The organism is Mesorhizobium sp. M7D.F.Ca.US.004.01.2.1 (genome assembly GCF_003997785.1).
GTDB classification, from domain to species: domain Bacteria; phylum Pseudomonadota; class Alphaproteobacteria; order Rhizobiales; family Rhizobiaceae; genus Mesorhizobium; species Mesorhizobium loti.
In genome coordinates, this window is record NZ_RZRQ01000040.1 from 14071 (window position 1) to 27634 (window position 13564).

The following is a 13564-nucleotide window of genomic DNA, read 5'->3' on the forward strand; positions in this document are numbered from 1 at the left end:
CGCCGGTTCATGGCCGGCGGGCAAACTCCATGATCCAGTTGGTCTCCCAGGTCGCGCCGCCATCCTGCGAAAAGGCCTGCTCCCAGCGCGCCGTGTTTTGCGCGATCTCCGACCAGAGGAAACGAACCTGGATCGGCCGGCCGTCGAAGACGTCCTCACACAGGAACGTGCCGGCGCCGTCGACGAACGCGCCGCGCACCGGCACGTCGATGGTCAGGGGGGTGCGGCCATCGATCCACCAGATCGACCATTGCCGTGTCGCCGGATCGAAGGTCCGCACCGTGGCGGCACGATAGGCGCCATCCGGCAGCTCGATCACATTGTCGTCGACGTTGCCGAGGCCGCCGAGCAGCGGACGCACCCCGCATGTACCGCCGAATACGTCCCAGTTGGTGTCGCCCGCCAGGCGTCTTTGCAGCCTTCGATGGCTGACATCCCAATTGCCGAAGAAGAAGTTGAAATCGCTGCGGCCGTCCGCCGGAATGTCATGGGCGCGGCTGGTTGTTGAGTGCGTCGGCATGTCTGGTTCTCCCTCTGGCAATGACCCTTCCATAGCCGGTGCCTACTGACACCCTGTTGTCAGTTGCGTGAGCCAACCAGCGCCCGCGGCACGCAAAGTGCTAAAGATTCTGACAGCCCGCATCGCTGCGGAATGCTCATCTGCCCGCGTCGAACTGAACGCCATGGAGATGAGATCATGACCGAGAACACCTGCGCCGCCTGCGATTGCCAGCTGGACGCCAACCCGATCCGCGTCAAGGTCGGCGGCAAGACCGTCGAAGTCTGCTGCGAGGAATGCGCGCAAGCGCTGAACGAAGCCGGCGCCTCCGCAGCCGGCACTAGGGAGGACTGAGCGATGCGCCCCGACCATACAGCAGCGGCGCAATGCCTGGCCGGCCCTGTCCCGGCACGGGCGCCGACAATCCGCACCGCGACCATGCGGCAGTCCCTGGGTGCACACTTCATTGTGGCCGCTGGCTGGATCAGCCGCCAGATGGAAAGGCGCCGAAGCCGCCGCGCTCTGCTCGAAATGACCGACGACCAGCTCAAGGACATCGGCCTGTCGCGAAGCGAAGCCTACTCTGAATCCATCCGCCGGTTGTGGGATTGAGGAACGGCCTGTCGGGAAGTCTCCTGACAGGAATGGGCGACCGATTGCGTAGAATGCCCTGCAATGCCGGAACAATGTTCCGGCGCAAAGGGAAGATCGCAACGGCCATGTCGCAATTCACGGTGCAGCCGCTTCTCGACACCGGCACCGTCAGGGTGCGCGACGTTGTCTGCAGCGGCGAATGCCGGCACCGGAGCGAAGAAGAGTGCACGTCGGCCACGCACCTAGTGTTTCCCTACCGCGGCGTTTTCGTGCGCCATGTCGGCCGCCAGGATGCCGTTGCCGAGGCCAACCAGTTGCTGTTTTTCAACGAGGCGGAAGCCTATCAAATCAGCCATCCCGTCGAGGGCGGCGATTCCTGTCTCGATCTCGTCGTCGAGGAGGCTCAGCTGCTTGAACTTACGCCGAAGGAACAGTTGCGCACCGGCGGCGCCGCTCCGGCCTTTCGCCGTCAGCGCCGGCGCATCGACCCGCGGGCGCAGGCTTTGGTGGCTTTGCTGCGCCACAGCCTGAGCCGCAAAATCGCCGAAACGCTCGAGGCCGAAACCCTGGCGCTGACGCTGGTGCGGCGCTCTCTTGGCGAGCGGACCTCGCATGTCGCCGGCGCCAGTGCTGGGCGGCAGAAGCTGGTCGACCGCGCCAAGCTTGTGCTGTCTTCGGATCTGTCACGACGCTGGACGCTGGCCGAAATCGCCACCGAGGTTGGCGTCTCGCCGGTCTATCTCACGCAGGTGTTCCAGCAGGTCGAGGCCATGCCGCTCTATCGCTACCATCTGCGGCTGCGGCTGGCGCGCGCGCTCGACCTGCTGGGCAGCTACGACAATCTGATCACGCTTGGCATGGACCTGGGCTTCTCCAGCCACAGCCATTTCAGTTCCGCCTTCAGACAGGTTTACGGCCGCACGCCAGCGGAATTCCAGCGTTCGATAAGGTCGCGCTGACGCATTTCTGGAAAGTGAGCGGATTTCGTCCGAATTGGTCAGACAAAGCGCTGAGATATCAGCCGCGCAAGGCAGCCATGGCGGCTGCGTGAAGCTCCGGCGTTGCTGCGGCGAGCACGTCGCCGCCCTTCTCCGCCGGCCCGCCATCGAATGTGGTGACGACACCACCGGCCTTCTCGATGATCGGGATCAGCGCCACGATGTCATAGGGCTTCAACCCGGGATCGGCGACGATGTCGACGCTTCCTGAGGCGATCATGGCGAAGGCATAACAATCGGCGCCGTAACGGGCGAGCTGGACCTGCTTCTCCAACTGGTCGTAACGCTCGCGCGCCGCGCCCTTGTACAGCGCCGGCGTGGTGGTGAACAGCGTCGCTTCAGCGAGATTGGTCATCTTGCGCGTCGAAAGCTTGCGTGGCCCGCCCGGCCCTTCATAGTGGGAACCCGAGGCGTTGGCGTAGAACAGCTCACCGGTGAAGGGCTGCGCCATCATGCCGGCAACAGCGTCGCCATCGACCGTCAGCCCGACCAGAGTTCCCCACACCGGCAGTCCGGAGATGAAGGCGCGCGTGCCGTCGATCGGGTCGATCACCCAGACATGCCGGCTCGAAATGTTCTCGCTGCCGTGCTCCTCGCCCAGAATGCCATGGTCGGGATACTCGGCCGATATCAGCGCACGGATGGCGCGCTCGGCCTCGCGATCGGCCTCGGTGACCGGGTCGAAACTGCCCTTCTCCTTGTTGGCAACCGCGCCCTGGCTGCGAAAGCGCGGCAAGGTCTCCGCCGCCGCCGCCTGCGCGATGCGACGCATGAAATCGATGCTGACGTCCAACTGATTCTCCTGCATTGCAGCATGCCCGAGCCGGGCTTTGCCGCCACTTCCGTCCCAAAACAAGGGTGTTTATCGATTTATCCGCTGCGTTAGATGTTGCCAAAATGACACGACAGCATCATCGAAACGCAATTTCCACATCAGAGTGAATTAAAAAAGCCTGAAGGTCGCTTGACATTTGTGCAGCGCACAATACCCTCGACCTCGGACAGGTTCTCCTGTCCATGCCCTCCTTGGGCGTTTCCTCCCTAGACTTCGACCGTATCGTGCAAACGATGCGGTCTTTTTTTACGCAGCGATTTCCAACTCACTCCGCCGCCAGCGGCAGATCGATGAAATGGTGGTCGGGCATCGACATCAGGTCGGCTGAAAATCGCGTCAGATCGTCGGCCAGCGCGTCGAAGCCGGCGGCCTTCTCGAATGTCCGCTCGTTCATGTAGAGCCCGCGATTGACCTCGATCTGCAGCGCATGCAGATGGCGCGCCGGGCGACCATAGTGTTCGGTGATGAAGCCGCCGGCATAGGGTTTGTTGTGGGCAACCGTATAGCCCATGGCGGTGAGCAGGCCGATCGCGGTGTCGGTCAGGGCGGCGGTGGCCGAGATGCCGAAACGGTCGCCGATGATGAAGTCGGGCCGCAGGCCGCTGTCGCCGACACGAATGCTCGCCGGCATCGAATGACAGTCGATCAGCACGGCAAAGCCGAAACGCGCATGGGTTCTGGTCAAAAGCCGTTTCAGCGTCTCGTGATAGGGTTTGTAGACGGCCTCGATGCGGGCGACCGCTTCGGCCAGCGGCAGGCGGCCGGAATAGATGTCGAGCCCCTCGCCGACCAGCTTCGGCACCGTGCCAAGCCCGCCCGCCACCCGCGCCGAGCGGATGTTGCAGAAGGACGGCACCGGCTCGGCGAACATACGCGGATCGAGTTCCCACGGCTCGCGGTTGACGTCGAGATAGGCCCTCGGGAAATTCGCCGCCAGCAGCGGCGCGCCGAGCGCGACGGCGCCGCCGAACAGCTCATCGACGTAACAGTCTTCCGACCGGCGGATGGCGTTGCGGTCCAGCCTTGCCATGGCAAGGAAGCGTTCGGGATAGTAGCGGCCGCTATGCGGTGAGTTGAAGAGGAAGGGGACGCGTTGCTCGGCGCCCGACCGGATTTCGAAGGGTGGAAAGACCGAAAAATCCTCGGCTGCCGTCTTCAATTTGAGCGAACCCGAAAACACCAGTGCATCATGATGTGAAAGTGCCACCTTGCTGGCCGCCTGTCCAGCATTTCAGCGGCCACGCCGCCGGGCAAATATGGATCATCGCCGTCGTCGTTCACTTGATGTTTACCCTCACCTCCTCATATACAGGATGGTTAACGGGCTTGCCCAACGGCAATCTCGGGCGGGTGATTCGGACGGGATATCATGGCACGCATTCTTCTGGCGGAAGACGACGACGATATGCGTCGGTTCCTCGTCAAGGCGCTGGAGCGCGCCGGTTACCAGGTCAGCGATTTCGACAATGGCGCCAGCGCCTATGAGCGGCTGCGCGAGGAGCCGTTCTCGCTGCTGTTGACCGACATCGTCATGCCGGAGATGGACGGCATCGAACTGGCGCGGCGCGCCACCGAGATCGATCCTGATTTGAAAGTCATGTTCATCACCGGTTTCGCCGCCGTTGCGCTGAATCCGGATTCCAAGGCGCCGAAAGACGCCAAGGTGCTATCGAAGCCGTTCCACCTGCGCGACCTCGTCAACGAGGTCGAGAAGATGCTGCAGGCGGCCTGAGCCGCTTCCAAGCCAATACATGTCGCCCAAAAGCGATCCCGGTTTTGGGAAAACGACATGAATGAAACAAAGACCTAAAGCGCGGTGCGCTTTAGGATCAGTGCCTGTTCGCCGCTGCGGCGAGACGACGCCTTCTTTCCTTTTTCCTGCTATTGACGCGCTGGATCAAAAATGGTGTATGCGCGGCTTCGGATGGGCGTGTAGCTCAGCGGGAGAGCACTGCATTGACATTGCAGGGGTCACAGGTTCAATCCCTGTCACGCCCACCATCCAATCCAGACAATTAGACTTAGATCGACATCCTGGCCGGCTCGCCAGAGTTGGACGATTTCGTTCGCCCCAAGGGAAGCTGGATATTGGCGAGCTTTTCGAGCGCAACGCGCCCGTCCCGGCGTTGACCGGAACAGGCCACAGTCGATCAGATCATTGCGGCTCTGGATCGGGTGTATTTCCCGGCCTGTCCGGCGTGCGGCCCTTGCCTTCGCGACAAGGCTCGCCGATACCGCAGCATTTGCCGTTGTAGGTCACTCCAGGCTTCAGCTTGTCGCATTCCCTGGGAGCGGTTGTCTTGCAGCCGGCCAGCACCGAAACGGCGATGGCGGCCAAAAGGACGTTTCTTGAAACAGTAAACATGAGACGTTCTCCTGGATGGACCATGTTTGGACACACCGCTTGGTCGCGCCTCGGGAGAAATTGGTTCAAAAGAAAATTGCGATCACCCGTGAAAATCTTTGCGAGCTTGCCTTCGCCATAAGGCACATCGCCGATGCTGCGGCATTTGCCATGCTATGTGGTTTTCGGATTTGATTTATCGCATTGTCTTGTCGGCGTTACCTGGCAAACCTGCCGTCATCGATGCCGTGAAACCGTAAGCAGGACATTCGCAACGTTGCATGCGAGAGAATTTTCCATGATTGATCGCGTTGGACTATGCAGGGCTCGGTCACCTCACCATCAGAAATGGTCCAGCACCGAAATCGGAATGGTTGGCGAAATTGCGCGCGTCCCCAAGGCGGCGATCGGGACCTGGGCTCCCGACATGCTGCCATGACTTCACGGCCTGGAAAGGCAAAGCTGTCGCCCTGGCCGAAGATCTATCGCGAACTGAAACGCGTGCGCACCCAATTGCAATCACCGTGGTCGACATTGAGCAGCGCGCTCATTTCGGCAAAGCAGAACGTTGAATACCGACGCGGCCTCGGCAAGCGGATCGAGGCGGCCCGCGAAACTTACGCGGCGTCGGCGATCTCGCGGATTGCCGACACCTTCATGCTCATCCGGATCATCGGCAACGATCTGGAACCGCGACACCGCAAAGGCCAGTCATACGACAACGTGCTGTTCATCCTGGAAAACGAACCGGCCTTCGAGGGATGCGAAAAATTCTGGATCGTCAACCGGATAGTCGACACCGACGAGGAAGCCCGGATCATCGGCCTGCTCGAAAGCCGCCTCCAGAATTTTCACACAATCCCCTTCGAGCTCGATGCGTACCGGAAGATATCCTGGGACGTCGATCGGCTTGCTGCCGGCGACCTCAGATTCTCGGAGAAAGGCCGGGCGAGCGGAGCACAGTCCGGGCGTTACGAAACGTACATTCGCCGCAGCAAGAACCTCTATGTGATGAACAACAATGGAGCTCGCAACGCCGCGCTGGCGATTGCCCGCGGCAAGGCAAAATGGCTGATGCCCTGGGACGGGAACTGCTACCTGGCAGGGTCTGCGTTCCAGCGGATACGGTCCGCGATCGAGAAAAACCCGCACCTTCCATACGCTGTGGTGCCCATGGCGCGCATTGTCGACAACGCGCTTCTGCTGGACCAGGGTTTCCAGCCGCCGGCCGAGGAAGAGCCGCAGATCATATTTCGAGCCGATACCACGCATCTGTTCGACGAAAACTATGGCTACGGAAGGCGCCCGAAAATCGAGATGCTGTGGAGGTTGGGGGTTCCCGGCTCCTGGGATCGCTACCGCGACGACGCCTGGGATTTTCCACGCCCGGCCCGGGCAGCGGATGCCGGGCTGTTCCAGAAAGCGGGCTGGGTGGCGCGTCTGGATTCAGGGCGCTCGCATCTGGAGATCGGCAAGACCGGCTTCGTCGCGCGCCTGGTCAGCCGCGACCAGGCGATCGTCGACATGGTCGATCAATGCGACGCCAGAGCGATCGCCGCTCGGCTTGATGCTTCCCGCCTAACTTTTTATGACGAAGACGCCCTGGCCCATGCGGTGAAGGACACGACCATCCTGCGCCATCTCGAAGCCGCGGCCGGCCAGGCGCTTGCCCGCGGTCCGTTCAGCGTGCTCGACAAGGCTGGCCTGGCCCCCAGCGGAGACCCCCAGGACTATTTTCACCCAGCGCCCTATTGGTGGCCCGACCCCGACAGACCCGATGGCCTGCCTTATGTTCAGCGCGATGGCGAACGCGTGCCCGGCACGGCATTGTATGAAGCAGGAAGCGAAGCCCACGATCGTACGCGCTTGCAGCGCGTCTTCGACGACACAACCGTGCTTGCGCTGGCCGCAACCGTGCTTGGTGGACATCACTATGCCGTCCACGCCGCGAGGCTCATCCGCGCATGGTTTATCGATCCCAGGACAAGAATGAATCCGCATTTGCGCTATGCGCAGGTGCGGTCGGGCCACGACGACAATGAAGGGTCCGGCTACGGCATCATCGAACTGAAGGATTTCTATTTCTTCCTGGATGCCGTGCGCCTGATCGAGCGAACAGGAGTGCTGGGCGATGAGGATCGCAGGGCGTTCAGAGCCTGGCTCGGTTCCTACTGCGAATGGCTGGACATCGCGCCGGCAGCCGCAACCGCCTTCTACAGCAGCAGCAATCAAGGGACGTTCTACGATTTGCAGCGGGCATCGATCGCCACATTTCTTGGCGACAGCGCCATGCTGGCCAAGATCGGCCTTTATGCTCGGGAGAGACTCGCGGCCCAGGTCGCGGCCGACGGTTCATTGCCCAGGGAACTGTCCCGAACGCGCCCCAGGCACTACGCCATGTTTACCCTGCAAGGCTGGACGTCGCTGGCCCGTGTCCTGTCTTCTGTCGGCGACAATCTCTGGCAGCACAAGACAGCCGAGGGACTGGGACTGGTTCAGGCACTGCACTGGCTTGTTGCCCACGAGAACAAGCCACACACCATGTCGGCCGAAACTGTCGATCCGGATCGGCTTTGGCCGCTGCTTCTCGACCTGGCGAACCATGATCCTGTGGGGATGCCACCTGGCGACCTGGGAAGGTCGACCAAGCCCATTTTTCATCCAGATGAGGCGATCGCGCCTTTTTGGCTGTGGCGACGGCGTTAGAAGCCAGGACGTCATATCCGCGAGGGAATCCTCCCGGCTCAAACGCCCGCCACGGCGCAAAGACTCTTCATTCTGGCAACCGCCAGCTCCGGATCGGCCAGCAATCCTGCCTGGTCAGCAAGGCGGAAAACATCGGTATAATGAACAATGCCGCGCGCCGACTGCATGCCGCCGACCATCGCAAAATGGTCCTGATGGCCATTCAACCAGGCCATGAAGACGATGCCGGCCTTGTAGTACTCGGTCGGCGCCTCGAAGATTTTTCGCGATAGCGGCACGGTCGGCGCCATCAATGCGTCATAGCCGGCTCGTTCCCTCTCCGCCAGCTTCGCCAGTGCTGCGTTGGCGACTGGCGCGATGGCGTCGAAAATGCCGAGCAGCGCATGCGAATGTCTTTTCTCGTCGCCGGCGATCAGTTCGGGATAGTTGAAGTCGTCGCCGGTGAACATGACGACGCCGTCCGGCAGGCGGTTCCTGAGCGCAACCTCCTTGCCGGCATCGAGCAGCGAGATTTTTATCCCCTCAACCTTGCCGGCGTGGCGTTCGATAATGGCAACCACTGTGTCGAGCGCGGTCTCGAAATCGCTGCTGCCCCAATAGCCCCTGAGCGCCGGATCGAACATGTCGCCCAGCCAATGCAGGATGACCTTGCCGGAGGCCTGGGACAGGATGCGGTCGTAGACGCTGACATAGTCATCCGGGCCCTTGGCCACCGCTGCCAACGCCCGGCTGGCCATCATGATCGCCTTGCCACCGAGCCCTTCGATGAAGGCAAACTGCTCTTCATAGGCCTTGATGACGTCGTCGATTGTTTTGGCGGCGCTCGGCGCCAGATGGTCGGTCCCGGCGCCCGAAGCGAGATCGGCGCCGGCAACGGTGCGCGCCTCGGCGATCGAGCGGCGGATCAGTTGCTGTGCATTTGCCCAGTCGAAACCCATGCCGCGCTGCGACGTGTCCATCGCCTCGGCGATGCGGAAGCCGAGCCGCCACAGATGGCGCCGAAACGCCATCGTCCTGTCCCAGTCGACCACCGGCCTGGACCACGGATCGGTCATCGCAAGCGGATCGGCAACGACGTGTGCTGCGGCATAGGCGATGCGCGAAAACCGCGCCCCGATCACCGGCTGCACGGGTTTGCCGACCAGCGTGTAGCGTTCGCTGCCGCCACCCTCACCAGGCAAGGAAATGTCCATCGATCTCTCCCTTTGCCGCGCCTATAAATGGAACGTTCCAATAAATCAAGAACCTTTAAGATTCAGAGCTCATTCACAGGCAAATGCTGCATCGCAACAGGGAAAGCCTTGCAGGCTATGTCATTTTAGTACGTACCATCGATCTTCCAGGCTGAGAGAAAATCCTGATTGACTCAGGATCGAACCGATGATTAGAACGTTCCAATAGATTTTGATCATGAAGCTGGGAGGATGCATCTGGATGGCCAGCCGAGCCAAGGCGACGATATTCGACATCGCCCGTCAAGCAGGCGTGTCCAAATCGACGGTATCGCTTGTGCTCCAGGGCAGCGGGCTGATCCGGCCTGAGACGACAAGCAAGGTTCGCAAGGCGATCGAGGATGTCGGGTACGTCTACAATCGCGGCGCCGCCAATCTGCGCAAGGCTCATTCGAACGTCATCGGCATGGTCATCAACGATCTCACCAATCCTTTTTTCGCGGAACTGGCGGTCGGCATGGAACGCGTCTTCCAGTCGGCCGGCATCGTGCCGTTCATCGCCAACACGGCGGAAAATCCGGTGCGCCAGGAAGAAGTGCTGAAATCGCTGATGGAGCAAGGCGTCGCCGGCCTCATCGTGTCACCGGCACGCGGCACGACGCCGGGCGCCTTCCGGCGGATCGAGACGGCGGGCGTGCCGGTCGTCTTCGCCATGCGCCGGCTGCCGGAAAGCCGCATCCCGGTGATCGCGCCCGACAATCATCGCGGCGCCTATCTTGCCGCCGCCCATCTCATCGGCAAGGGGCATCGCCGGCTGGCCTTCTTCGGCGGCTCGTCCGACCTCGTGGTCTATCACGAACGGCTGGGTGGCTTTCGTGAGGCCTGCGAGACGCTTGGCATCGCCGCCCGCGACATACTGATCTTCGAGGGCGAGACCAGCCGCAAAGGTGGCATTGCGTGCCTGGAAACCGCTCTCGCAATGGCTGAACCGCCGACCGCGGCCCTGTGCTTCAACGACGCGGTTGCCTTTGGCGCCATGCTGGCGCTGCGCAAGCGCGGGCTTGAGCCGGGAGCTGATTTCGCCGTCGTCGGCTTCGACGATGTGGTCGAGGCCGAGCACTACATGCCGGCTCTGACCAGCGTCGCGGTGGACTCGGCGGGCCTTGGCGAACGCGCTGCGCATGTCATGCTGAAAATGATCCAGTCGCGCACCACGCGGGCCGAGGATCATATCGGCGCGGTCAATCTCGTGGTCAGGGAAAGCTGTGGCCCGGATCGCCGCACCCGAAACAGGCCTGCAGGTTCGGGGGGCGCGGCATGAGCGTCAGATGGGGGTTGATCGGCGCCAGCACGATCGCCAGACAGTTCATGATCAGCGCCATCCGCGCGCAAGGCAATGGCGAGATCGCCGCGGTGATGAGCTCCAGCCCGGAGCGCGCCACCGCCTATGCCGGGGAAAACAACATTCCGCTTGCCGTCTCGACGCTTGATGCCCTGCTCGGCGCCGACATCGACGCCGTCTACATCTCAACCACCAACGAATTGCACCTCGAGCAGGCGCTCGCTGCCATCAAGGCTGGAAAGCACGTGCTGTGCGAAAAGCCGCTGGCGCTGACCAGTGCCGATGCCCGAAAGATGGTAACCGCCGCCAAGGCTGCCGGCATCGTGCTCGGCACCAATCATCATCTGCGCAACGCCGGCGCGCACCGCGCCATGCGGGACGCCACCGCCGCCGGCCGCATCGGCAAGCCGATCGCCGCGCGCGTCTTCCATTCCGTCTATCTGCCTGAAAATCTGCAGGGCTGGCGCATCACTAGGCCCGAGGCGGGCGGCGGCGTGGTGCTCGACATCACCGTGCATGACGCCGACACGCTGCGCTTCGTGCTCGGCGACGACCCGGTAGAGGTGTCCTGCTTCACGCAGTCGGCCGGCATGGCCGGCAGCGGCCTGGAGGATGGCGCCGTGTGCATCTGGCGCTTCAAATCGGGCGTCATCGCCCAGTCGCATGAGGGCTTCACCACCAAATTCGCCGGCACCGGCTTCGAGGTGCACGGTTCGGAAGGCTCGCTGATCGCCAGCAATGTGATGACCCAGAAGCCCGACGGTTTGGTGCTGTTGCGCACTGCCAAGGGCGAGGAACAACTGAGCTTCGACCGCGATGATCTCTACACAAGATCTGTGCACCAGTTCCATGCCGCGATCAGCGGCCAGGGCCACCCTGCCGCCACCGGAGAGGACGGCATCTGGTCGCTGGCATCAGCCGAGGCGGCACTTCAATCGGCCAGTTCCGGCAAGGCCGTCAAGATCGACCCGAAACTCGGGAGCATGAATTGAGCAAGATCGTTTCGGCAGCGCAGGCAGCGGGCCTGATCAAGGACGGCATGGTCGTATCCGTGTCGTCGTCGAGCGGCCTCGGCTGCCCCGACGCCGTGCTGGCCGCGATCGGCGAACGCTTCGACGCCGAAGGCCATCCAAAGAACATCACCACGCTGCACCCGATCGCCGCCGGCGACATGTATGGCATTAGGGGTATCGACCATTTGGCCAAGCCCGGCCTGCTGAAGCGCACTTTGTGCGGCTCCTACCCGTCCGGCCCCTCCTCTTCCGAACCGCCGCAGATCTGGAAGATGATCGGCGACAATTCGGTCGCCGCCTACAACGTGCCGTCCGGCATCCTGTTCGACATGCACCGCGAGGCCGCCGCCAAGCGGCCGGGCGTGCTGACCAAGGTCGGCCTCGACACCTTCGCCGACCCGCGCCACCAGGGCTGCGCCATGAACGCCGCCGCCAGCGAACCGATCGTCTCGGTGCAGCAGTTCGACGGCGAGGAATGGCTCTATTTCCGTTCCATCGTCCCGCAGGTCTCGATCATCCGCGCCACGTCGGCTGACGAGCGCGGCAACCTCACCTATGAGCATGAGGGCGCCTATCTCGGCGGCCTCGAACAGGCGCTCGCCGCCCGCAACAATGGCGGTGTCGTCATCGCGCAGGTCAAGCGCGTCGTCGAGAACGGCACGCTGAAACCGCATGACGTGCGCGTGCCCGGCGTCCTGGTCGACCACATCGTCGTCGCGCCCGACCAATTGCAGACGACGCTGACATCCTACGACCCGGCGATCTCCGGAGAAATCTTCCGGCCGCTGTCGAGTTTCCGCAACGCCGAGATGAACGTCCAGAAGGTGATCGCGCGCCGCGTCGCCATGGAGTTGCGCGACGGCATGGCCGTCAACATCGGCTTCGGCATCTCGGCCAATGTGCCGCGCATCCTTCTCGAGGAAGGCCAGCACGGCAAGGTCACCTGGGTGATCGAACAGGGCGCGGTCGGCGGCGTGCCGCTGCTCGACTTCAAATTCGGCTGTTCGTCGAACGCCGACGCCTTCATGCCCTCGCCACACCAGTTCATCTACTTCCAGGCCGGCGGCTTCGATGCCTCGCTGTTGTCCTTCCTGCAGATCGACCGCCATGGCTCGGTCAACGTCTCGAAACTTTCGGCACGGCCGCATGTGACGGCCGGCGCCGGCGGCTTTGTCGACATCACCGCACGGGCGAAGAAGATCGTCTTCTCCGGCTTCTTCAACGCCGGGGCAAAACTCTCATTGGCCGATGGCGGCATCCGCATCGACCAGGAGGGCAAGGTCAAGAAGGTCGTCGCGGAGGTCGAGCACATCTCGTTTTCGGGCAAGCGGGCGGTCGCGCAGGGACAGGACATCACCTATGTCACCGAGCGCTGCGTGATGAAGCTGACGCCGGAAGGTCTGGTCGTCACCGAACTCGCCCCGGGCATCGATCTGCAGCGCGATGTGCTAGCGCAGTCGGAAATTCCGTTGGGCGTTGCCAAGGACCTCAAGACGACACCGGGAGCTCTCTACCTGGACCAGCCGATCGGCCTATCGCTGAATGGCGGCGCCTCGCTCGGAGGGGCGTATGGCTGAGTCTCTAGTCACCTTCGAACAGGATGGCGCCATCGGCATCGTCACGTTGCGCCGGCCAGAGAAATTCAACGCGCTCGACATCCCGATGCTGCGCGCGCTGGAGACAGCGCTCGACGCGGCCGAGGGCGCGGACGGCGTGCGCGTCGTGCTGCTGCGCGGCGAAGGCAAGGGCTTTTGCGCCGGCGGTGATGTCGAGGCGTGGGCGCAGATGAGTGCCGCCGATTTCCAGGTGCAATGGGTGCGCTACGGCCACCGCGTCTTCGACCGGCTGGCGCGGTTGCGGCAGCCGACCATCGCCGTTTTGTCCGGCCATGCGCTGGGCGGCGGCCTGGAACTGGCTGTGGCTTGTGATTTCCGCGTGGCGGAGACACAGGTGAAATTGGGCTTCCCCGAAACCTCGATCGGTGTCGTGCCGGGCTGGTCCGGAACGCAGCGCGCCGTGCGCCGTTTCGGCGCGCAGACGGTGCGGCGCATGGCGTTGGGC

The 13564-nt window shown here is 62.6% G+C and carries 14 protein-coding genes and 1 tRNA gene; 10 read left to right on the forward strand and 5 right to left on the reverse strand.

The features are described 5' to 3' along the window. Window positions 1-7 precede the first annotated feature (7 nt). The gene (locus tag EN993_RS09030; protein ID WP_127262988.1) at window positions 8-520 is read right to left on the reverse strand and encodes a DUF1579 domain-containing protein; all 513 of its coding nucleotides are present in this window, start codon (window positions 518-520) and stop codon (window positions 8-10) included. Between the two features lie 177 nt (window positions 521-697). On the opposite strand from EN993_RS09030, the gene EN993_RS36970 reads away from it, so the two are divergent. The 3 genes from EN993_RS36970 to EN993_RS09040 all read left to right on the forward strand — a co-directional run bounded on the left by EN993_RS36970 (window position 698) and on the right by EN993_RS09040 (window position 2052). Further along, window positions 698-853, forward strand: a complete 156-nt coding sequence (locus tag EN993_RS36970; RefSeq protein ID WP_164548773.1) for a hypothetical protein — start codon at window positions 698-700, stop codon at window positions 851-853. Between the two features lie 3 nt (window positions 854-856). Continuing rightward, a complete protein-coding gene (locus EN993_RS09035; protein ID WP_127262989.1) occupies window positions 857-1111 on the forward strand; it encodes a DUF1127 domain-containing protein in 255 nt (84 codons plus the stop codon). Window positions 1112-1218: 107 nt separating this feature from the next. Further along, the gene (locus EN993_RS09040; RefSeq protein WP_127262990.1) at window positions 1219-2052 is read left to right on the forward strand and encodes an AraC family transcriptional regulator; all 834 of its coding nucleotides are present in this window, start codon (window positions 1219-1221) and stop codon (window positions 2050-2052) included. A 58-nt stretch (window positions 2053-2110) separates the two neighbouring features. Here the strand turns inward: EN993_RS09040 and hisN are convergent, their stop codons facing one another. Further along, a complete protein-coding gene (hisN, locus tag EN993_RS09045; RefSeq protein WP_127262991.1) occupies window positions 2111-2884 on the reverse strand; it encodes a histidinol-phosphatase in 774 nt (257 codons plus the stop codon). A gap of 307 nt (window positions 2885-3191) precedes the next feature. Then, on the reverse strand, window positions 3192-4133 hold the full coding sequence (locus EN993_RS09050; RefSeq protein ID WP_109659253.1) for an N-formylglutamate amidohydrolase: 942 nt from the start codon (window positions 4131-4133) through the stop codon (window positions 3192-3194). 162 nt (window positions 4134-4295) lie between these two features. Between EN993_RS09050 and EN993_RS09055 the strand changes: the two genes are divergently transcribed. Both EN993_RS09055 and EN993_RS09060 read left to right on the forward strand, forming a co-directional pair. Then, complete coding sequence (locus EN993_RS09055; protein ID WP_006199474.1) at window positions 4296-4658, forward strand: response regulator; 363 nt, start codon at window positions 4296-4298, stop codon at window positions 4656-4658. A 194-nt stretch (window positions 4659-4852) separates the two neighbouring features. Then, window positions 4853-4927: transfer RNA gene (locus tag EN993_RS09060), tRNA-Val, on the forward strand. Window positions 4928-5081: 154 nt separating this feature from the next. Here the strand turns inward: EN993_RS09060 and EN993_RS09065 are convergent. Further along, window positions 5082-5291 carry a hypothetical protein gene (locus tag EN993_RS09065; protein ID WP_127262992.1) on the reverse strand — a complete coding sequence of 70 codons (210 nt, stop codon included), beginning with the start codon at window positions 5289-5291 and terminating at the stop codon, window positions 5082-5084. A gap of 297 nt (window positions 5292-5588) precedes the next feature. Between EN993_RS09065 and EN993_RS09070 the strand changes: the two genes are divergently transcribed. After that, a complete protein-coding gene (locus tag EN993_RS09070) occupies window positions 5589-7976 on the forward strand; it encodes an alginate lyase family protein (protein WP_245468708.1) in 2388 nt (795 codons plus the stop codon). A gap of 38 nt (window positions 7977-8014) precedes the next feature. On the opposite strand, the gene EN993_RS09075 is transcribed toward EN993_RS09070, so the two are convergent. Beyond that, on the reverse strand, window positions 8015-9169 hold the full coding sequence (locus tag EN993_RS09075) for a dihydrodipicolinate synthase family protein (protein WP_127262993.1): 1155 nt from the start codon (window positions 9167-9169) through the stop codon (window positions 8015-8017). 241 nt (window positions 9170-9410) lie between these two features. On the opposite strand from EN993_RS09075, the gene EN993_RS09080 reads away from it, so the two are divergent. The 4 genes from EN993_RS09080 to EN993_RS09095 form a co-directional block, all read left to right on the forward strand. Next, window positions 9411-10469 (forward strand): LacI family DNA-binding transcriptional regulator, encoded by a 1059-nt coding sequence (locus EN993_RS09080; protein ID WP_127262994.1) that lies wholly within the window; start codon window positions 9411-9413, stop codon window positions 10467-10469. Then, on the forward strand, window positions 10466-11482 hold the full coding sequence (locus tag EN993_RS09085) for a Gfo/Idh/MocA family oxidoreductase (RefSeq protein WP_127262995.1): 1017 nt from the start codon (window positions 10466-10468) through the stop codon (window positions 11480-11482). The genes EN993_RS09080 and EN993_RS09085 overlap by 4 nt, the downstream gene beginning before the upstream one ends. Then, window positions 11479-13080 carry an acyl CoA:acetate/3-ketoacid CoA transferase gene (locus EN993_RS09090; protein ID WP_127262996.1) on the forward strand — a complete coding sequence of 534 codons (1602 nt, stop codon included), beginning with the start codon at window positions 11479-11481 and terminating at the stop codon, window positions 13078-13080. The genes EN993_RS09085 and EN993_RS09090 overlap by 4 nt, the downstream gene beginning before the upstream one ends. Beyond that, window positions 13073-13564: enoyl-CoA hydratase/isomerase family protein (locus EN993_RS09095; RefSeq protein WP_164757587.1), on the forward strand; the 492-nt coding region annotated here is incomplete at its 3' end. The genes EN993_RS09090 and EN993_RS09095, both read left to right, overlap by 8 nt.